Source organism: Staphylococcus sp. GDY8P47P (assembly GCF_016892225.1).
Lineage (GTDB): Bacteria > Bacillota > Bacilli > Staphylococcales > Staphylococcaceae > Staphylococcus > Staphylococcus borealis.
This window is the reverse complement of record NZ_JAFENV010000017.1, coordinates 1-20,732: the sequence shown is the minus strand read 5'-3', so window position 1 is coordinate 20,732 and position 20,732 is coordinate 1. Positions and strand designations below refer to the sequence as shown.

Below are 20,732 nucleotides of genomic sequence, written 5' to 3'. Positions count from 1 at the left end.
ATTTAGTATTCTATAATAGTTTAATAACTGGCAAACTAAAAAGAGCCTGTGACAGCAATAATATAGTGATACTATTTTGCGAATTCGCAGTAGCGGACTAAACTGAGAAGGCGATTAAATCAAGCTTTTCTCAGTTCTAGTCATCCTTGCAATCGCTGGTCCCAGCAAAGATCATTTTACTAAGAAATGCTACAAGCTAAGAAAGCTGGGAGCGGACGACGAATTTCAAAAGCATTCTGTCCCACTCCCATAATGTAAAAAATATATGCAATTTAAAACTATTAGCCCCCTCGAGAGGAGTCGAACCTCTATTTTAAGAACCGGAATCTTACGTGCTATCCGTTACACTACGAGGAGATATAAAGTAACAAAGACAAAATTCTGTACTATTTATCAATTTAAAAGTACAATCTGAATGTATGTTTATAGTGTACAAAATATAATAAAATAAGGTCAAATTTTCTTCGTGTTATATGAGTTTAAATTTTGACCATTTTTGACTTTTCATGTAGAATACTAAATAACAGTTAATCATAAGGAGGAAATATAAATGAATTTAATTCCTACAGTAATTGAAACAACAAATCGCGGTGAACGTGCATACGATATTTATTCTCGTCTATTAAAAGACCGTATTATTATGTTAGGTTCTGCAATTGATGATAACGTAGCAAATTCAATTGTATCACAATTATTATTCTTACAAGCGCAAGATTCTGAGAAAGATATCTACTTATATATTAACTCACCAGGTGGTAGTGTCACTGCTGGTTTTGCTATTTATGATACAATCCAACACATTAAACCAGATGTACAAACTATTTGTATCGGTATGGCTGCATCAATGGGTTCATTCTTATTAGCTGCTGGTGCAAAAGGTAAACGTTTCGCATTACCAAATGCGGAAGTTATGATTCACCAACCATTAGGTGGTGCACAAGGACAAGCAACTGAAATCGAAATCGCTGCTAACCACATTTTAAAAACACGTGAAAAATTAAACAAAATTTTAGCTGAACGTACAGGTCAAAGTATTGAAAAAATACAAAAAGATACGGACCGTGATAACTTCTTAACAGCTGATGAAGCTAAAGCATATGGCTTGATCGATAATGTTATGCAACCTGAAGATTAATCATTAATGTTAAATTATCATAAAAAATGAGTCCGGGACAAAAATTATATAATGAAGCTATTTTNNACTGAACTGAGAAGGCGCTTAATTCAAGCTTTTCTCAGTTCTAGTCACCCTTGCGGGGGTGGGACAACGAATTTAAAAAGAATTCTGTCCCACTCCCATTTTTTTTATGATTTTTTCGAAGTGCTTTTTAGGAGAAGTCGAATCGAAATCACAAGTAAAATAACACCAATGATTATGAAGAAAATTGACATTAATATAATTACAAAATGATGTTCGAAAGCAAAAATGCCATTTAGTATCAGAAATAGACTAGCGATGATTAATAAAATATACGTTAATTTCTCGTCGTTCATGATTCAAAACTCCAATAATTATGCATCGATTAAATCTTCGAAAGCAATTTTTAAGTTAGGGTAATTAAATGTAAAGCCAAGTGCATCCAATTTATTTGGTAATACCTTTTGCGTATCTAAGACAACTGTAGACATTTCACCAAGTGCGATTCGCATCAAGAACGATGGAACCCATGTTTCATGAGGGCGGTGCATGACACGTGCAAGTGTATATCCGAATAGATTTTGACGTTCAGCTATAGGCGCAGCCATATTGAAAGGACCTTGGGCTTTAGGATGGTCAATGGTAAATAGAATTGCACGTACTAAATCATTAATATGAATCCAAGAATACCATTGGAATCCAGAACCTAATTTGCCCCCTACAAAAAATTTATAAGGCAGTTTCATCGTTTGTAATGCGCCACCATCATCAGATAAAATCATGCTGAATCTTCCTAATACGACACGTGTACCAAATGATTCAAAGCGTTTGGCAAAACGTTCCCACTGATAAACGACATCAGATAAAAAGTCGAAGGGAAGCGTCTGATATTTTTCAGTATACGTTTGATATAAACTTGGTGGATAATAGCCCATCGCACTTGCATTGAAGAGTACTTCAGGTTTATGGGCGCGATTGCTGAATAAATCAACGAGTGCTTGTGTTGATTGGATACGACTAGTCATGATTGATTGCTTGTATGATGGTGTCCAACGTTTGTTTAAAGTTGCACCAGCTAAATTGATAACTACATCTATATCTGGAACTTGAGATGTCCAACCGTCTTTTGACCAATTGATATATGAAATTTTAGGATCATCACTTTGCTTATCGCTACGAGTTAATATTGTAATGTGTACATCGCGATGCTTTAATGCGTTTACTAATTGACTGCCTACCATTCCAGTGCCGCCAGTTATTAAGAATTGCTTCATATTTACACCTCTATTAATTTATTGTATTTGAAAAGACGTTCAACGATCGTTGTTCAAAAAATGTACAACGATTAGTCAATAATATGTCATTTACTATGCTGTAAACAGGATTTAATTTTACAAAGGTTAAGTTATAATAAATTTGTACCTTCGATATAGTAGATTTCAATAGCTTTGAGTAAATTGAGTATACCCCATAGACTACGCAAAATAAACGAAGGTCAATTTTGACTCCCTTTAGTAGAAGCCCATGCGAGCATCGTATGGGCTTTTTGTATATCTATTATAGTACTAATTAATGTAGATTAAGAATAATATGATTAAAGGAATGAAAATGACTGATAATAGCAAAAGGTCAAGCCGAGACGTGTTGCTATCATCATAATTATCATTATTTAACATCATTGACTTTAATCCACGTTTAGGTGCTTTGTCTTCTTCAAAGATATCATCAGAAACAATTTTCTTCATTTATCTCACACTCTCGAATTATAATTAAATTATATTTGCATAATTGATGTTTGTAATTACTTATGATGTTATCATATATAAGTAATTATGTATCAATTTAATTTATGTCTTAATCCTTTTTATATCATTTTCGTGTGAATTACTGTAAAATAATTTGCTGCATATAGGGACTAAACAAATTGAATATATTAAAGTGAGGTAACTTATGTCTAAGAACAATAGAAATAGAGATGACTTTGGTGAACCGGAAAAGAAAAAGATGAGTGGCATTTCGAAACTGATTAGCACGATTATAGTCTTATTATTATTAAGTGGCTTGGCTTTTGCGATTTACGCATTTGTTGATCATTCTAACCGATCAAGTGAACGCTTAAATAATCAATCAACTGAAGAGAAAAAAGACAAGAAAGATAAAAAAGATAAAGAAGAAAATGACAAAAAATCGAGTGAAGAACGTTCGAATGTGACGCAGGAAACTGTTACGCAACAAGCACCTCAAACTCAACAACGTCAGACTCAGCAAGCAACGCCTTCAACACAAGAAAGAACTAAACAACCATCAACTGAAGAGAAACAACGTACAAAACAAGATACTAAAGAAGAAAAAACTCAAGAGAAAACAACTAAAGAAGAGGCTACTACTGAAGAAAGCCGTACAAAAGAACAGGCAACACAAGAAAATAATAGCAATCGCAACAACAATAGAAATACGAATGAGTCAAATACGAATAAACCAAATCGTACTCAATCAAGCACACAAACTAGAACACAACAATCACCGCAAACACAACAACGTTCAACAACGCAACCATCTACGCAGCAATCAACTTCAAGACAAACGACACAACGAAATGCTACGTCTACACAAAGCCAATCAAACCAACAATCATCTAATAATAATTAGCAACATCATGGGTCTTGATTAAGACTTGTGATATTAGTATGATTTAAACCCATTAACTGGCAATGAATTAACGTTAAGCATCGATGGTTAAAGGGAATGCAAGTGATGATAGCAGTCTTATGAGATTTCTCATGAGGCTGCTTTTCTTAGTTTAGTCATCAATAGTATGATGACAAAGCGCTAGAATGAATTTGTACCAATACGACATCATTACCGAGCTCCTTATCCACTCGCCATATCTTTAAAACACCCAATTCAATAAAAAAGTAAAAATAATAGAAAGTAGAATAGAAATAACGATTGAAGAAAGGCAACCAAATGGACAACCACAACCATACCGATACCTAACGGAATAATGCGCTCGATCATTAGGGTGCGAATGATTAAAATAGTCATCATCTTTATATCTACGATCATTTGGATCGATAACCTCAACATGATTATCCTCTTCGCGAGCCATTTTTTCTCCTCCTTTAAATGAAGTGCTTCTATTGTAAATGAGAACAACTTACATAGGAAAGTCTTTTGTAAAAGAATAATTATTAAACTTTGAGGGTAATACTATAAAATAAGAGATAAATAATACTTTTCACTATGTGTGCAGTGGGTTTGTTCTACTTAATTTGGGAAATTTTACAGATAATTTTAAATATTAGAGTTTTTCTCTTGCATTTTCATCAACACAATAGTACTATTGCAAGTGTAAAGAGGTTAGATTTTGTCCCAGGCGGGACATAAATAGTCAAACCGTTTTTATACTATTGGTTATCTTTTAGACATAAAGGAGGAAGGTAGTAGTGAAAGACTTGATTAAAATTCAACAGAAGTTGATACCTGATCTCGTGGATAAAATGTATCGACGCTTTTCTATCTTAACTACTATCTCAAATAATCAACCAGTAGGTAGAAGAAGTTTAAGTGAACATATGGATATTACTGAGCGTGTCTTAAGGTCTGAAACAGATATGTTGAAGAAGCAAGATTTAATCCAAGTTAAATCAACTGGAATGGAAATCACTGAAGAAGGTAGATCTGTTTTAAATCAGCTTAACGAATATTTCAATATTTATACTGATGATAATCAATTAGCTGAACAAATTAAGGCCACTTTCGGTATTAAAGAAGTTCATGTTATACCTGGTGATGCAGATGCTCACGAGAACGTAAAATCAGAAATGGGAAGACAAGCTGGTCAATTACTTGAAAGCATCCTATATGAAGATGCGATTGTTTCAGTAACAGGTGGTTCGACAATGGCAAATGTTAGCCGTGCGATGCATCTTTTACCATTTAATGTATTTTTTGTTCCAGCGCGTGGTGGCCTTGGCGAAAATGTTATCTACCAAGCTAACACGATTTCAGCGAGCATGGCGCAACAAACAGGTGGGTATTATACAACGCTTTACGTACCAGATAATGTAAGTGAATCAACGTATAATACACTTCTAATGGAACCCTCTGTGGTTCATACATTAGATAAAATCAAACAAGCAAATATAACAATCCACGGTATTGGTGATGCGCTGAAGATGGCGCGTCGTAGACAATCGTCAGATGAAGTGATTGAAAGCCTTCAACATCACCAAGCCGTTGCAGAAGCTTTCGGTTACTATTTTGATGCTCAAGGCAACGTAGTCTATAAAGTAAAGACGATAGGACTACAACTTGAAGATTTAGAAACCAAAGATTTTATATTCGCTGTTGCCGGAGGTCAATCTAAAGGAGAAGCAATTAAAGCTTACTTAAGTATTGCTCCTAAGAATACAGTATTAATTACTGATGAAGCAGCAGCAAAAGTAATATTAAATAAGTAATAAAAAGTTAATAGCTTTTTAAATATCATTTTAAAGGAGGCCATTATAATGGCAGTAAAAGTAGCAATTAATGGTTTTGGTAGAATTGGTCGTTTAGCATTTAGAAGAATTCAAGACGTAGAAGGTATTGAAGTAGTTGCAGTAAACGACTTAACAGACGACGAAATGTTAGCTCATTTATTAAAATATGACACTATGCAAGGTCGTTTCACAGGAGAAGTTGAAGTTATTGATGGTGGTTTCCGCGTAAATGGTAAAGAAGTTAAATCATACGAAGAACCAGATGCAAGCAAATTACCTTGGGGCGATTTAGATATCGACGTAGTATTAGAATGTACTGGTTTCTATACAGATAAAGAAAAAGCAGAAGCACACATCAATGCAGGTGCTAAAAAAGTATTAATCTCTGCACCAGCTAAAGGTGATGTTAAAACAATCGTATTCAACACTAACCACAATGACTTAGATGGTTCAGAAACAGTTGTTTCAGGTGCATCATGTACTACTAACTCATTAGCACCAGTTGCTAAAGTGTTAAGTGACGAATTTGGTTTAGTTGAAGGTTTAATGACAACTATTCACGCATACACTGGTGACCAAATGACTCAAGACGGTCCACATAAAAAAGGCGACAAACGTCGTGCGCGTGCAGCAGCTCAAAACATCGTACCAAACTCAACAGGTGCTGCAAAAGCTATCGGTAAAGTTATTCCTGAAATCGATGGTAAATTAGACGGTGGTGCTCAACGTGTACCAGTTGCTACAGGTTCATTAACTGAAGTAACAGTTGTATTAGAAAAAGACGTTACTGTTGAAGACGTTAACAAAGCAATGAAAAACGCTTCAAACGAATCATTCGGTTACACTGAAGACGAAATCGTTTCTTCAGACGTAGTTGGTATGACTTACGGTTCATTATTCGATGCTACTCAAACTCGTGTAATGTCTGTTGGTGACCGTCAATTAGTTAAAGTTGCAGCTTGGTACGACAATGAAATGTCTTACACTGCTCAATTAGTTCGTACTTTAGAATATTTAGCAGAATTATCTAAATAATTTAGAAGCATAGTTAAATAAACTTGTGCTCAGTATAGATGTACGATTTAAAGTACACTTGTACAAATTATTGAAATAAGTTAGCTTATGAGTAAGCGGGGAGCACTAACGCTTCTCCGCTTATTTTTATATTAGTAATTCCTATTTAGAGGAGGAAATTATAATGGCAAAAAAAATTGTTTCTGATTTAGAATTAAAAGGGAAAGTTGTTCTTGAACGTGCTGATTTCAATGTACCTTTAAAAGACGGTAAAATCACAAATGATAACCGTATTGTTCAGGCTTTACCAACAATTAAATATATCATCGAACAAGGTGGTAAATTAGTTCTATTTTCTCACTTAGGAAAAGTTAAACAAGAAAGTGATAAAGAAGGTTTAACTTTAAAACCTGTTGCTGATGCTTTATCAGAAAAGTTAGGTAAAGAAGTCACTTTCGTACCTGAAACTCGTGGTGAAAAATTAGAAACTGCTATCAAAAACTTAAAAGAAGGCGATGTATTATTAGTTGAAAATACACGCTTTGAAGATTTAGACGGTAAAAAAGAATCTAAAAACGATCCTGAATTAGGTAAATATTGGGCTTCATTAGGTGATGTATTTGTCAATGATGCTTTCGGTACAGCACACCGTGAACACGCATCTAATGTCGGTATTTCTACACATTTAGAAACTGCAGCTGGTTACTTAATGGAAAAAGAAATTAAATTTATCGGTGGTGTTGTCAACGACCCACACAAACCAGTAGTTGCTATCTTAGGTGGCGCTAAAGTATCTGACAAAATCGGCGTCATCAAAAACTTAGTAAATATTGCTGATAAAATTCTTATCGGTGGCGGAATGGCGTATACTTTCTTAAAAGCGCAAGGTAAAGAAATCGGTTTATCATTATTAGAAGAAGATAAAATCGACTTTGCTAAAGCATTACTTGAAAGTAACGGCGATCAAATCGTTTTACCAGTAGATGCAAAAGTGGCAAAAGAATTCTCTAATGATGCTGAAATCACTGAAGTATCAATAGACAACATCCCTTCAGATCAAGAAGCAATGGACGTTGGACCTAAAACTGTTGAGCTATTCTCTAAAGAATTAGAGGGTGCACACACAGTCGTTTGGAACGGACCTATGGGTGTATTTGAATTCAGTAATTTTGCTCAAGGTACAATCGGTGTATGTAAAGCCATTGCTAACTTAAAAGACGCTACTACTATTATCGGTGGTGGTGACTCAGCAGCAGCTGCAATTTCTTTAGGTTTCGAAGATGACTTCACACATATTTCTACTGGTGGCGGTGCATCATTAGAATATTTAGAAGGTATTGAATTACCAGGCATTAAAGCGATTAATAACAAATAATCGACTTATGAAAATGTCTACGTTTTTCTAAACATTTTCTAGGGAAAATGCATAAAGCATGAGACGTTACGTCTTTAAAAGATATTTAACGCTAAAATTACAATTTAAATATATAGGAGTGTAATCAATGAGAAAACCAATCATAGCTGGTAACTGGAAAATGAACAAAACAGTTAAAGAAGCTAAAGACTTCGTTAATAACTTACCAACATTACCTGATGAAAAAGAAGTTGAATCAGTAATTTGTGCACCAACAATCCAATTAGATGCACTAATTTCATTAGTAAATGATGGCAAAGCAAAAGGATTAAAAATTGGTGCTCAAAACACTTATTTTGAAGATAATGGTGCATTCACAGGAGAAACATCTCCAGTAGCATTAGCTGACTTAGGTGTTAAATACGTAGTTATCGGACATTCAGAGCGTCGTGAATTATTCCATGAAACAGATGAAGATGTGAATAAAAAAGCACATGCTGTATTTAATCATGGTATGACACCAATCATTTGTGTTGGTGAAACAGATGAAGAACGCGAAAATGGTAAAGCTAATGAAATCGTTAGTAACCAAGTTGAAAAAGCACTAGAAGGTTTATCAGAAGAACAACTTAAACAAGTTGTTATCGCATACGAACCAATTTGGGCAATCGGTACTGGTAAATCAGCTACTTCTGCTGATGCAAACGAAATGTGTGCACACGTTCGTAAAACAGTAGCTAAAGTAGCAAGCCAAGACGTTGCTGATGCAACACGTATTCAATACGGTGGTAGTGTTAAACCTAACAACGTTAAAGAATATATGGCTCAATCTGACATTGATGGTGCATTAGTAGGTGGCGCATCATTAAAAGTTGAAGATTTCGTACAATTGTTAGAAGGTGCAAAATAATTATGGCTAAACAACCAACAGCTCTAATCATTTTAGATGGTTTCGCTAATCGTGAGAGTGAACATGGTAATGCTGTGAAACAAGCGAACAAACCTAATTTTGATCGTTATTACAGTAAATATCCTACTACTCAAATTGAAGCGAGTGGTTTAGACGTAGGCCTTCCTGAAGGTCAAATGGGTAACTCAGAAGTTGGTCATATGAACATTGGTGCAGGACGTATCGTTTATCAAAGTTTGACACGTATCAATAAATCAATCGCTGATGGTGATTTCTTTGAAAATGATGTATTAAATAATGCTGCACAACATGTTAAAGACCACAATTCTGCATTACATGTCTTTGGATTATTATCTGATGGTGGTGTACACAGTCACTACCAACATCTATTTGCATTATTAGAATTAGCTAAACAAAAAGGTTTAGATAAAGTTTATGTACATGCATTCTTAGATGGTCGTGACGTAGATCAAAAATCAGCACTTAAATACATTGAAGACACTGAAGCTAAATTTAAAGCATTAGGTGTAGGTCAATTCGCATCTATTTCTGGTCGTTATTATGCAATGGACCGTGACAAACGTTGGGACCGTGAACAAAAAGCATATAATGCGATTCGTAACTTTGAAGGTCCTTCTTATGCATCAGCTAAAGAAGGTGTTGAAGCTAACTACGCTAATGACTTAACGGATGAGTTTGTTGAACCATTTATTGTTGAAGGTCAAAATGATGGCGTGAACGATGGAGATGCGGTTATCTTCTTCAACTTCCGCCCTGACAGAGCAGCACAATTATCAGAAGTATTTACTAACAAAGCCTTTGATGGTTTCAAAGTAGAACAAGTTAATGACTTATACTATGCAACATTTACTAAATACAATGACAATGTAGATGCTGAAATTGTCTTCGAAAAAGTTGATTTAACGAATACAATTGGTGAAGTTGCTCAAAATAACAACTTGAAACAATTACGTATTGCTGAAACAGAAAAATATCCACACGTAACATACTTTATGAGTGGTGGACGTAATGAAGAATTTGAAGGTGAACGTCGTCGTTTGATTGATTCACCAAAAGTTGCAACTTACGACCTAAAACCTGAAATGAGTGCATATGAAGTTAAAGATGCATTATTAGAAGAGTTAGACAAAGGTGATTTAGATTTAATCATTTTAAACTTTGCTAACCCTGATATGGTTGGACATAGTGGTATGTTAGAACCAACGATTAAAGCAATCGAAGCAGTGGATGAATGTTTAGGTGAAGTTGTCGACAAAATTTTAGATATGAATGGTTATGCAATTATTACTGCTGACCATGGTAACTCTGATCAAGTGTTAACTGACGATGATCAACCAATGACAACACATACGACAAACCCAGTTCCTGTTATTGTAACTAAAGAAGGCGTTACATTACGTGAAACTGGTCGTCTAGGTGATTTAGCACCAACATTATTAGACTTATTGAATGTTGATCAACCATCAGATATGACTGGTGAATCACTAATTAAGCACTAAATAAAGTTGCGTTTTTAAAGTATAAGGATATTGTAATCCCTAATATAATCACTAAAACTTAGGGATTCAGTCCTTAACTGATATAAATATTTTATTTAAAGATTAAATCAAGCTATAATAGCTTTAGAATCTAAATTAAAGGAGATTTTTAACATGCCAATTATTACAGATGTTTATGCTCGCGAAGTCTTAGACTCACGTGGTAACCCAACAGTTGAAGTTGAAGTATTAACTGAAAGCGGTGCTTTCGGTCGTGCATTAGTACCTTCAGGTGCTTCTACTGGTGAACACGAAGCAGTTGAATTACGTGATGGAGACAAATCACGTTATAGTGGTAAAGGTGTTACTAAAGCAGTTGAAAATGTTAACGAAATTATCGCACCAGAAATCGTTGAAGGTGAATTTTCAGTATTAGATCAAGTATCTATCGATAAAATGATGATTCAATTAGACGGTACACCTAACAAAGGTAAATTAGGCGCTAACGCTATTTTAGGCGTGTCTATCGCAGTTGCGCGTGCAGCAGCAGACTTATTAGGTCAACCTTTATACAAATATTTAGGTGGCTTCAATGGTAAACAATTACCAGTGCCAATGATGAACATCGTAAACGGTGGTTCTCACTCAGATGCACCAATCGCATTCCAAGAATTCATGATTTTACCAACAGGTGCTGAATCATTTAAAGAAGCATTACGTTGGGGTGCTGAAATCTTCCATAACTTAAAATCAATCTTAAGTGAACGTGGTTTAGAAACTGCAGTAGGTGACGAAGGTGGTTTCGCTCCTAAATTTGAAGGTACTGAAGATGCTGTAGAAACAATCATCAAAGCAATCGAAAAAGCAGGTTACAAACCAGGCGAAGATGTATTCTTAGGATTTGACTGTGCATCATCTGAATTCTACGAAAACGGTGTATATGACTACACTAAATTCGAAGGTGAACATGGTGCGAAACGTAGTGCAGCTGAACAAGTTGACTACTTAGAAGAATTAATTGGTAAATACCCAATCATCACTATCGAAGATGGTATGGATGAAAATGACTGGGACGGTTGGAAACAATTAACTGACCGTATCGGTGACAAAGTTCAATTAGTAGGTGACGATTTATTCGTAACAAACACTGAAATCCTTTCTAGAGGTATTGAACAAGGTATTGGTAACTCAATCTTAATCAAAGTTAACCAAATCGGTACTTTAACTGAAACTTTCGAAGCAATCGAAATGGCTCAAAAAGCTGGATACACTGCAGTAGTTTCTCACCGTTCAGGTGAAACAGAAGATACTACAATCTCTGATATCGCTGTAGCTACAAACGCTGGCCAAATTAAAACTGGTTCATTATCAAGAACTGACCGTATTGCTAAATACAATCAATTATTACGTATTGAAGATGAATTATTTGAAACTGCTAAATTCGATGGCATCAAATCTTTCTACAATTTAGATAAATAAGTTTAATACAGAGATTTATTTAATATAATAGAGTTCACGCAAATGTATATTGCCTGTCACAGAGTTGAGACTGTGACAGGCTTTTTTAATCATGTGGCAAACAAAACGAACGCATGTTAAATCGAAGTTGTATATAACAGGTTGTAATTCTTTAAATAAAAAGGTGTTTGCTGAGAATGGAACAGATTTAATTTACGTATTCAAACTGATATAATAGATTTGTATATAAAAGAAGGAGAAGTAAAGATGGAGAATCAGCTTAATCAACCTAGTCAGAGGGAACGAAATGCAGGTAAGTTAATTGGCTACAGTTCTTTAATATTATGTATTTTATTGATCATCCATAACTTTATTGCATTAGATACATTAACGGCTAAGACGTTGTTATCACAGGCAGGTCAGAAAGTCAGTGATAGTGCAGTCGCTAACATCTTAAATAGTTTCAGATACACAGGAATGATGTATATCTTAGCTTATTTAGCGGGTGTCATTGCATTATGGAATCGACATAAGTACTTATGGTGGTTTATGTTTGCAGTTTATGTATCCAATGTATTATTTACATTAGTAAACTTAGCCATGGTTATAAATGCGATTATAGCAGCGAAATCAGTACTATTTATTATTCCAATTATAATTGTTATGATTTGCTCAACCGTATTAGCGTTATATATGCTAATCATTTCAATTGTACGTAAGAGCACGTTTAATCGATAGTCATTGATTATAAAGACGAGTATGTGATATAATTCGGAACGTATATAATGAATGGAGGACAATTTTCATGCATACACTTTTCATAGTACTATTAATTATTGATTGTATTGCATTAATCACTGTTGTATTACTCCAAGAAGGTAAAAGTAATGGACTTTCAGGTGCTATTAGTGGTGGCGCAGAACAGTTATTTGGTAAACAAAAACAACGTGGCGTCGATTTATTCTTGCATAGATTAACAATTATTTTAGCAGTCATTTTCTTTTTAATAATGATTGGTATCAGTTACTTTGGTTTATAAGGTCCGACGATGTTAATGTCGGGCTTTTTTATTTATAATGAATAGAGACGGATGACGTCTTAGATATTCAATTCGTGGACATAACGTCCAAGTTTAAATAATGCATATTTCCGAAGAAATAAGGGAATATTTAATAAGTATAAATATATATGTAAATAAGAGAAATGATGTTTGAAAAGTAAAACAGTATATATTAGTAATTTAGAGATAACGATGGAAGAGGGATTATGAATGCAAATTAAATTACCACAACCGTTCTTCTTTGAGGAAGGCAAACGCGCAGTCTTACTCCTACATGGATTTACAGGTAATTCATCAGACGTAAGACAATTAGGCAGATTTCTACAGAAAAAGGGCTACACGTCATATGCGCCACAATACGAAGGGCACGCTGCACCACCAGAAGAAATTTTAAAATCAAGTCCGCATGTATGGTTTAAAGACGTGCTAGATGGCTATGATTATTTAGTGGAACATGGCTACGAAGATATCGCCGTAGCTGGATTGTCATTAGGTGGCGTGTACGCCTTAAAATTAAGCTTGAACCGTCCAGTGAAGGGTATTATTACAATGTGTGCACCTGCTGAAGGGAAAACGCAAGGTACAATATATGAAGGTTTCTTAGAATATGCGCGTAACTTTAAAAAATATGAAGGTAAAGACCAAGATACGATTGATAAAGAGATGGAAGACTTCCAGCCAACTGAAACGTTAAAAGAGTTAAGTGAGACACTAAATAACGTTAGAAATGAAGTTGATGATGTACTTGATCCAATATTAGTAGTACAAGCTGAAAATGATGAAATGATTAATCCTCAATCAGCAAATTATATATACGATAATGTCGATTCAGAAGACAAACATATTAAATGGTATGCAAATTCAGGTCATGTCATAACAATCGATAAAGAAAAAGAACAAGTATTCGAAGACGTCTATGACTTCTTAGAAACTTTAGATTGGTCTGAATAATCATTTTAAAAATTAAAAGAAAGTAGAAAGGAGGGGCATGATGAATTTAAAGCAATCCATTGAAGACATTGTAAAACAACCTGATTATGAACCCATGTCTGTGTCTGATTTTCAAGATGCTTTAGGTCTTAATAGTGCCGACTCATTTAGAGATTTAATAAAGGTGCTAGTAGAACTAGAACAAGCAGGATTAGTTGAAAGAACTAAAACGGATAGATATCAACGTAAACAATCACATAAAAATACGAACTCTAAATTAATTAAGGGGACATTAAGCCAAAATAAAAAGGGCTTTGCATTCTTACGTCCTGAAGATGAAGAGATGGATGATATTTTTATCCCACCAACTAAGATTAATCGTGCATTAGATGGCGACACAGTGATTGTCGAGATACAGAAGTCTAAAGGTGAATATAAAGGTAAAATAGAGGGCGAAGTTAAATCAATTGAGAAACATTCTGTAACCCAAGTAGTCGGTACGTATAGTGAAGCGAAACATTTCGGATTCGTTATTCCAGATGATAAACGCATAATGCAAGATATTTTCATTCCGAAAGGCCAAAGTCTTGGTGCTGTGGATGGTCATAAAGTGCTCGTTCAGATTACGAAATATGCGGATGGTACGGATAATCCAGAAGGTCATGTATCAGCTATTTTAGGCCATAAGAATGATCCAGGTGTAGATATTTTATCAATCATTTATCAACACGGAATCGAAATTGAATTTCCTGATAATGTCTTGAAAGAGGCTGAGGCAGTACCTGAAGAGATTAAGTCTGAAGAAATCAAAGGACGTACTGACTTGCGTGACGAGCTAACGATTACAATTGACGGTGCTGATGCAAAAGATTTAGACGATGCAATTAGCGTTAAAAAATTAAAAAACGGTCATACTGAATTAACTGTAAGTATTGCAGATGTTAGCTACTACGTTAAAGAAGACTCAGCGTTAGATAAAGAAGCTTACGATAGAGCAACAAGTGTTTATCTAGTAGACCGTGTTATTCCGATGATTCCACACCGCTTAAGTAATGGTATTTGTTCATTGAATCCTGAAGTCGACCGTTTAACATTAAGTTGTCGCATGGAAATCAATGAACGCGGTGAAGTAGTAAATCATGACATATTTGATAGTGTCATTCATTCTAATTACAGAATGACATATGATGCAGTAAACCAAATTATTACTGAAAAGGACCCAAACGTTCGCAAACAATATCAAGAAATTACACCGATGCTTGATTTAGCACAAGATTTATCAAATCGTCTCATTCAAATGCGTAAACGTCGTGGTGAAATTGACTTCGATATTAGTGAAGCCAAAGTATTAGTGAATAACGAAGGTCTACCGACTGATGTAGTTTTACGTGAACGTGGTGAAGGTGAACGCTTAATCGAATCATTTATGTTAGCAGCTAACGAAACAGTGGCTGAACATTTCAATAAATTAGAAGTACCATTCATTTACCGTGTCCATGAACAACCTAAATCAGATCGTTTAAGACAGTTCTTCGACTTTATTACTAACTTCGGTATTATGATTAAAGGTACGGGTGAAGATATCCATCCTTCAACATTGCAATCGATTCAAGAGGAGGTTGAAGGCCGTTCAGAACAAATGGTTATCTCAACAATGATGTTACGTTCAATGCAACAAGCCCATTATGATGATACGAACTTAGGACATTTTGGTTTATCAGCAGAATACTATACCCATTTCACATCACCGATTAGACGTTACCCTGACTTAACGGTTCACCGTCTAATTCGAAAATATCTCATCGATCATTCTATGAATAATAAAGAATTGCATAAATGGGAAGATAAATTGCCGGAATTAGCAGAGCATACGTCACAACGTGAACGTCGAGCTATCGAAGCGGAACGAGATACAGATGAATTGAAAAAAGCGGAATATATGATTCAGCATATCGGCGATGAATTTGAAGGTATTGTAAGTTCAGTAGCAAACTTTGGTATGTTTATTGAATTGCCTAACACCATTGAAGGTATGGTTCATATTTCAAATATGACAGATGATTATTACCACTTTGATGAACGCCAAATGGCACTTATTGGTGAACGCCAAGCAAAAGTATTCCGCATAGGTGATCAAGTTACAGTAAAAGTCACACATGTTGATGTAGATGAGCGCATGATAGACTTCCAAATCGTTGGTATGCCATTACCGAAAAATGAACGAAGTCAACGTCCATCAAGAGGAAAAACCATTCAGGCTAAAACACGTGGCAAATCTCTAGATAAATCAAAAGATGATAATCATAAAGGCAAAAAGAAAAAACGTAAGCAACGAAAAGGTAAGAATCAACGTAATCGTGATAAAAAAGGTAAAACGAATCACAAACCATTTTACAAAGATAAAAGTGTGAAGAAAAAATCACGACGCAAGAAAAAATAATCAGCAAAGAGGTGACAGAGATTAATGGCTAAGAAGAAAACAAAATCACCCGGTACATTAGCTGAAAACCGAAAAGCTAGACATGATTATAATATTGAAGATACCATTGAAGCGGGTATTGCATTAAAAGGGACAGAGATTAAATCCATTCGTCGTGGTAGTGCCAATTTGAAAGATAGCTATGCGCAAGTTAAACGTGGCGAAATGTTCATTAATAATATGCATATTGCCCCTTATGAAGAAGGCAACCGTTTTAATCATGACCCTTTACGTTCTAGAAAGTTATTACTCCATAAAAAGGAAATTATTAAACTTGGAGAACGTACAAGAGAAATTGGATATTCTCTTATTCCATTGAAACTGTATTTAAAGCATGGTCAGTGTAAAGTTTTATTAGGTGTAGCCCGTGGTAAAAAGATACACGATAAGCGTCAAGCTTTAAAAGATAAAGCAATGAAACGTGATGTAGATCGTGCGATTAAGGACCGTTATTAAGCGTGTTTGTTGCTTAATTGGTCTCTATTTGGTATGATAACTGATGTTGTGAATGAACTGATATGTTAGTTAGTGATTGGGGTGACATTCTAACCGAATGCATCATCTCAATCTCGCAAGAATGATTAGAACTGAGAAATGCTTTAGATTAGTAGCCTCTCAGTTCAATCAGTTACTGCGTTTGTACATGATGCCATAAAGGGGTGTTATATACTAAACGTATCTAATATTATTTCGGGGGCGTTTTTGGATTCGACAGGGGTCCCTCGAGCACATTAAGCGTGTCGGAGGGTTGTCTCCGACATCAACACATTTCAGTAAATATAACTGACAAATCAAACAATAATTTCGCAGTAGCTGCGTAATAGCACTCTGCATCGCCTAACAGCATCTCCTACGTGCTGTTAACGCGATTCAACCCTAGTAGGATATGCTAAACACTGCCGTTTGAAGTCTGTTTAGATGAAATCCAATCAAACTAGCATAATACTGGTTGTCTGTTGCTTACTATTATGCGAAATTTATCAATAGACTACACACGTAGAAAGGTGTGTATCAGGACCTCTGGACGCGGGTTCGAATCCCGCCGTCTCCATTATGTAGCCTGCAACCCTTGTGGTTGTAGGTTTTTTATTATAGAGCCGAGTAAAAAAGCGAATGATTCTCTTCTGGGCAGGTACTTCGGTACTTGCCTATTTTTTATGTTAATTATAAAATGCTCAAACTAAAATACCTATTAATCAGGAATGTGCTTATTTTAATGTTAAAACAGTTTTTTGTACATTGATATAAAGTTATAACCGCACACGTTGCAGACAGTGAATATAAATTAACGTATTACATTCATATCATCGAGTGGGATACATATAAGTATTGACTATAATTTTAAAAAATCTATAATTGAAAATGAATATCAATTGAAAATGAATATTAATTAAAAATTAAAGGATGATATTATGAAAAGATTATTTGGAATTTTATTATGTAGTTTGTTTATTTTGACTGCGTGTTCAGCATCTGTCGATAAAACAAGTAACTCGACTAAGACTAAAGACTATAAAATTGAAAATGGTAAAACACTGAAAGTACCAGAGAAACCTAAAAGAGTTGCTGTTTTAACCGGATTTTATGTCGGTGATTTTATAAAGTTAGGAATCAAACCAATTGCTGTTTCAGATATAACTAAAGATTCTTCAATTTTAAAACCTTATTTAAAAGGGGTTGATTATATTGGAGAAAATGATGTTGAAAAAGTTGCTAAAGCAAAACCAGATTTAATAGTTGTAGATGCTATGGATAAAAATATTAAAAAATATCAAAAAATAGCGCCAACAGTCCCATATACATACAATAAATACAATCATAAAGAAATATTAAAAGAAATAGGCAAGTTGACTAATAATGAGGATAAAGCCAAAAAATGGATTGAAGAGTGGGAAGATAAAACTAGAAAAGATAAAAAAGAAATTCAAAGTAAAGTAGGTCAAGCAACAGCATCTGTGTTTGAACCGGATGAAAAGCAAATATACATATATAACTCTACATGGGGTCGTGGTTTGGATATTGTTCATGATGCATTCGGTATGCCAATGACAAAGCAATATAAAGATAAATTACAAGAAGATAAAAAAGGTTATGCTTCCATTTCAAAAGAAAATATTAGTAAATATGCTGGTGATTATATATTTTTAAGTAAACCTTCATACGCAAAATTTGATTTTGAAAAAACACATACATGGCAGAATATTGAAGCTGTAAAAAAAGGACATGTAATTTCATATAAAGCAGAAGATTATTGGTTTACAGATCCTATTACATTAGAACATTTGAGAAGTAAATTAAAAAAAGAAATTTTAAATAAATCTCACTAGAAATAAGTTATAAAAATTTCTTATGTATTAATAACAATATTTTTAAGAGTGATTAAATGAAACAACTGGATTAATATTTTGCACTAACTTTGATAAGTAATATAAGCATTGTTATGACAACAGTTATATAGGTTTTTACATTAATAAATAAAAGCTTTAATGAACTCCCACCGTCTCCACTATGTAGGGAGTGGGAAAGAATTCTTTTAAATTCGTCGTCCACTCCCAGCTTGCATTGCTTGTAGAATTTCTTTATGAAATTCTCTTTGCTGGGGCCCCGACTCCCAACTTGCATTGCTTGTAGAATTTCTTAGTGAAATTCTCTTTGTTGGGGCCCCCGCCCGCAAGGATGCCTAGAACTGAGAAAAGCTCGATTTAAGCGCCTTCTCAGTTCAGTCAGCTACTGCAGATTTCCAAAATACATCATTATTTTATATATGTCCCAGTCTCTTTTGGTTTTGTATTTAAACGTTTCTAGGTTAGAATATATAAATGATGTTGTATTTATTATATAAAATTATTATAATATAATTAAGTCAACGACCATGCGTGGACTTTAAAAAACAAAATCATGTACAGTAGTAGCCGTCTGCTATGAGACTAGGCATTATAATTGAATATCATAGTGTTGATATAGAGATATGATTAATGAGTGATTAGTCATATCTCTTTTTACATATGCAAACATACAAATCAAACCATCACATTAATGTGTAATGAACTAAAGTTAACCCTTATAAGTAGAAGAGGTGGTTATTTGAGATATGTGAATAACGAGAAACATAGACATGCTTTAATCAGTCAATTAACTGAGAACCAAAGAGAAATACTGTTTAAGTATTATAAATACAGAAAAAAGAATATATTAATTAATGATATGTATCGCTATTCAGAAGAGTGGGAACTTATCGACTTTAAAGTAAATGAAAATTACAGAACGAGTTGTAATGATACGCCATTATATTGTGAATGCGGAAAAGAATTAAAGTATCAATATATACTTCGATCAAAGTCAAAAGATACTATTATAAAACTTGGGATTGAACATTTTAAAGAACATAGTGGCATTCCGAATCGTATTGCTTATCAGGTTAGAAAGAATATGTTCTTGTTAGATGATTGGTTGGATGATGTACTCTTAAATCATGATAAATTGATGAATGATTCAGAGTATCATCGTAAAGTGATAAACATGTATAAAGAGTGGAATACGATCTCTGAGTCAGACGTGGAAGAATTTAATGCGAATTCATCAAAGCCTATTACGAGTAAGAATATTGAATTAATTAATGATTTTAAAAAGTATAGTATGGCTTTGCCCACTAACATCGAACAGAAAGTCTTTGCTTTGATTGATTATTTTCATAGAAAGAAATATCTTGCGTATATAGAAGAACTAGAACGAGAAAGACGTATTCAAAGAGAAAAAGAACAGGAAGCATTGAGAAAAGAGCGAGAGTTAAAACGACAGCAATTATTAAAAGAGGCTGAAGCACGTAATAGTCAAAAAAGAAAAATTATGGCAAAAGAAAAGGCAGATAAGATGTTAATTGCTGAATGTAGAGTAAAAATAACAAAGTTATTAGAAGTGCAAAATGTGATTGATATCACTACAATTTATAATGAATGTAAAATAGAGATAGACGAATTATTAAAATCGCATGTTAATACAAAGATTGTAAATGATATCGTAAATTCTATTAATAGATACACGATGTATACTGTGAAGTTCCAAAACAATAAGCTATTTAAAGCGTGGACTAAGCGTTTTTGATAAGCAACATAGTCATATCCAAAATATATTGAATGAGCGCAACTAAATTATATTATATTTATTAGTCTTGAAATATTTAATAAAAATGTTATAATATAAATGTCAACGACAATGCGTGGACGTTATAAACCGAAATACATTGCATAGCTAAGAATAAGTTTTAAATAACTTAGGAAAGAGAGCAAGTAGGACTTGTTCTCTTTTTAGTCAACGGTCGTGCGTGGACTTTAAAACAAGTACATTGATTATCGGATTTGAAATGCAAATTTCAATAAATGTAGACGAAGAGTCCGGGACATAATGTT

19 protein-coding genes and 1 other RNA gene are annotated in these 20,732 nt (G+C 34.2%); 16 read left to right on the top strand and 4 right to left on the bottom strand.

The annotated features are described in order from the left end of the window. The first annotated feature begins 550 nt into the window (after positions 1-550). On the top strand, positions 551-1,135 hold the full coding sequence (clpP, locus tag JVV30_RS07090) for an ATP-dependent Clp endopeptidase proteolytic subunit ClpP (RefSeq protein ID WP_053029910.1): 585 nt from the start codon (positions 551-553) through the stop codon (positions 1,133-1,135). A 170-nt stretch (positions 1,136-1,305) separates the two neighbouring features. Here the strand turns inward: clpP and JVV30_RS13275 are convergent, their stop codons facing one another. The 3 genes from JVV30_RS13275 to JVV30_RS07080 all read right to left on the bottom strand — a co-directional run bounded on the left by JVV30_RS13275 (position 1,306) and on the right by JVV30_RS07080 (position 2,883). Beyond that, entirely contained in the window at positions 1,306-1,494 is a 189-nt protein-coding gene (locus tag JVV30_RS13275) for a hypothetical protein (RefSeq protein WP_080365532.1), read from the bottom strand. 18 nt (positions 1,495-1,512) lie between these two features. Next, on the bottom strand, positions 1,513-2,412 hold the full coding sequence (locus JVV30_RS07085; RefSeq protein ID WP_053029909.1) for a TIGR01777 family oxidoreductase: 900 nt from the start codon (positions 2,410-2,412) through the stop codon (positions 1,513-1,515). Between the two features lie 291 nt (positions 2,413-2,703). After that, complete coding sequence (locus JVV30_RS07080) at positions 2,704-2,883, bottom strand: hypothetical protein (RefSeq protein ID WP_053029908.1); 180 nt, start codon at positions 2,881-2,883, stop codon at positions 2,704-2,706. 205 nt (positions 2,884-3,088) lie between these two features. On the opposite strand from JVV30_RS07080, the gene JVV30_RS07075 reads away from it, so the two are divergent. Continuing rightward, entirely contained in the window at positions 3,089-3,787 is a 699-nt protein-coding gene (locus tag JVV30_RS07075) for a DUF4887 domain-containing protein (protein ID WP_053029907.1), read from the top strand. 241 nt (positions 3,788-4,028) lie between these two features. On the opposite strand, the gene JVV30_RS07070 is transcribed toward JVV30_RS07075, so the two are convergent. Then, positions 4,029-4,247, bottom strand: coding sequence for a hypothetical protein (locus JVV30_RS07070; protein WP_070854835.1), 219 nt, complete (start codon positions 4,245-4,247; stop codon positions 4,029-4,031). A gap of 337 nt (positions 4,248-4,584) precedes the next feature. On the opposite strand from JVV30_RS07070, the gene JVV30_RS07065 reads away from it, so the two are divergent. From JVV30_RS07065 to JVV30_RS07000, 14 genes are all read left to right on the top strand, one after another. Then, positions 4,585-5,601, top strand: coding sequence for a sugar-binding transcriptional regulator (locus JVV30_RS07065; protein WP_070854834.1), 1,017 nt, complete (start codon positions 4,585-4,587; stop codon positions 5,599-5,601). 48 nt (positions 5,602-5,649) lie between these two features. Continuing rightward, positions 5,650-6,657, top strand: coding sequence for a type I glyceraldehyde-3-phosphate dehydrogenase (gene gap, locus JVV30_RS07060; protein WP_011276377.1), 1,008 nt, complete (start codon positions 5,650-5,652; stop codon positions 6,655-6,657). A 163-nt stretch (positions 6,658-6,820) separates the two neighbouring features. Beyond that, entirely contained in the window at positions 6,821-8,011 is a 1,191-nt protein-coding gene (locus JVV30_RS07055; RefSeq protein WP_053029904.1) for a phosphoglycerate kinase, read from the top strand. Positions 8,012-8,138: 127 nt separating this feature from the next. Beyond that, positions 8,139-8,900 carry a triose-phosphate isomerase gene (gene tpiA / locus JVV30_RS07050; RefSeq protein ID WP_070854833.1) on the top strand — a complete coding sequence of 254 codons (762 nt, stop codon included), beginning with the start codon at positions 8,139-8,141 and terminating at the stop codon, positions 8,898-8,900. A gap of 2 nt (positions 8,901-8,902) precedes the next feature. Then, positions 8,903-10,420: a 2,3-bisphosphoglycerate-independent phosphoglycerate mutase gene (gene gpmI / locus JVV30_RS07045; RefSeq protein ID WP_053029902.1), complete on the top strand. Its 1,518-nt coding sequence runs from the start codon at positions 8,903-8,905 to the stop codon at positions 10,418-10,420. Between the two features lie 153 nt (positions 10,421-10,573). Further along, positions 10,574-11,878, top strand: coding sequence for a surface-displayed alpha-enolase (gene eno / locus JVV30_RS07040; RefSeq protein ID WP_011276373.1), 1,305 nt, complete (start codon positions 10,574-10,576; stop codon positions 11,876-11,878). A 246-nt stretch (positions 11,879-12,124) separates the two neighbouring features. Beyond that, positions 12,125-12,595: a hypothetical protein gene (locus tag JVV30_RS07035; RefSeq protein WP_053029901.1), complete on the top strand. Its 471-nt coding sequence runs from the start codon at positions 12,125-12,127 to the stop codon at positions 12,593-12,595. 67 nt (positions 12,596-12,662) lie between these two features. After that, the gene (gene secG, locus JVV30_RS07030; RefSeq protein ID WP_011276371.1) at positions 12,663-12,896 is read left to right on the top strand and encodes a preprotein translocase subunit SecG; all 234 of its coding nucleotides are present in this window, start codon (positions 12,663-12,665) and stop codon (positions 12,894-12,896) included. Positions 12,897-13,127: 231 nt separating this feature from the next. Beyond that, entirely contained in the window at positions 13,128-13,868 is a 741-nt protein-coding gene (locus tag JVV30_RS07025) for an alpha/beta hydrolase (RefSeq protein WP_053029900.1), read from the top strand. 40 nt (positions 13,869-13,908) lie between these two features. Continuing rightward, positions 13,909-16,287, top strand: a complete 2,379-nt coding sequence (gene rnr, locus JVV30_RS07020; RefSeq protein WP_204193903.1) for a ribonuclease R — start codon at positions 13,909-13,911, stop codon at positions 16,285-16,287. 24 nt (positions 16,288-16,311) lie between these two features. Beyond that, the gene (gene smpB / locus JVV30_RS07015) at positions 16,312-16,782 is read left to right on the top strand and encodes an SsrA-binding protein SmpB (protein ID WP_011276368.1); all 471 of its coding nucleotides are present in this window, start codon (positions 16,312-16,314) and stop codon (positions 16,780-16,782) included. A gap of 236 nt (positions 16,783-17,018) precedes the next feature. Beyond that, positions 17,019-17,380: a transfer-messenger RNA gene (gene ssrA / locus JVV30_RS07010) on the top strand. Between the two features lie 358 nt (positions 17,381-17,738). Continuing rightward, positions 17,739-18,653, top strand: coding sequence for an iron-hydroxamate ABC transporter substrate-binding protein (locus JVV30_RS07005; protein WP_070855158.1), 915 nt, complete (start codon positions 17,739-17,741; stop codon positions 18,651-18,653). 766 nt (positions 18,654-19,419) lie between these two features. Beyond that, positions 19,420-20,427 carry a hypothetical protein gene (locus JVV30_RS07000; RefSeq protein ID WP_204193901.1) on the top strand — a complete coding sequence of 336 codons (1,008 nt, stop codon included), beginning with the start codon at positions 19,420-19,422 and terminating at the stop codon, positions 20,425-20,427. Positions 20,428-20,732: the final 305 nt, after the last annotated feature.

Bases quoted from the DNA above. Each gene is read 5' to 3' on its own strand.
- JVV30_RS07035 (WP_053029901.1), top strand. From the start codon at position 12,125: ATGGAGAATCAGCTTAATCAACCTAGTCAGAGGGAACGAAATGCAGGT.
- smpB (WP_011276368.1), top strand. From the start codon at position 16,312: ATGGCTAAGAAGAAAACAAAATCACCCGGTACATTAGCTGAAAACCGA.
- JVV30_RS07085 (WP_053029909.1), bottom strand. From the start codon at position 2,412: ATGAAGCAATTCTTAATAACTGGCGGCACTGGAATGGTAGGCAGTCAA.
- secG (WP_011276371.1), top strand. From the start codon at position 12,663: ATGCATACACTTTTCATAGTACTATTAATTATTGATTGTATTGCATTA.
- JVV30_RS07005 (WP_070855158.1), top strand. From the start codon at position 17,739: ATGAAAAGATTATTTGGAATTTTATTATGTAGTTTGTTTATTTTGACT.
- JVV30_RS07055 (WP_053029904.1), top strand. From the start codon at position 6,821: ATGGCAAAAAAAATTGTTTCTGATTTAGAATTAAAAGGGAAAGTTGTT.
- JVV30_RS07075 (WP_053029907.1), top strand. From the start codon at position 3,089: ATGTCTAAGAACAATAGAAATAGAGATGACTTTGGTGAACCGGAAAAG.
- clpP (WP_053029910.1), top strand. From the start codon at position 551: ATGAATTTAATTCCTACAGTAATTGAAACAACAAATCGCGGTGAACGT.
- gap (WP_011276377.1), top strand. From the start codon at position 5,650: ATGGCAGTAAAAGTAGCAATTAATGGTTTTGGTAGAATTGGTCGTTTA.
- JVV30_RS07080 (WP_053029908.1), bottom strand. From the start codon at position 2,883: ATGAAGAAAATTGTTTCTGATGATATCTTTGAAGAAGACAAAGCACCT.
- eno (WP_011276373.1), top strand. From the start codon at position 10,574: ATGCCAATTATTACAGATGTTTATGCTCGCGAAGTCTTAGACTCACGT.
- JVV30_RS13275 (WP_080365532.1), bottom strand. From the start codon at position 1,494: ATGAACGACGAGAAATTAACGTATATTTTATTAATCATCGCTAGTCTA.
- rnr (WP_204193903.1), top strand. From the start codon at position 13,909: ATGAATTTAAAGCAATCCATTGAAGACATTGTAAAACAACCTGATTAT.
- JVV30_RS07025 (WP_053029900.1), top strand. From the start codon at position 13,128: ATGCAAATTAAATTACCACAACCGTTCTTCTTTGAGGAAGGCAAACGC.
- gpmI (WP_053029902.1), top strand. From the start codon at position 8,903: ATGGCTAAACAACCAACAGCTCTAATCATTTTAGATGGTTTCGCTAAT.
- tpiA (WP_070854833.1), top strand. From the start codon at position 8,139: ATGAGAAAACCAATCATAGCTGGTAACTGGAAAATGAACAAAACAGTT.
- JVV30_RS07070 (WP_070854835.1), bottom strand. From the start codon at position 4,247: ATGGCTCGCGAAGAGGATAATCATGTTGAGGTTATCGATCCAAATGAT.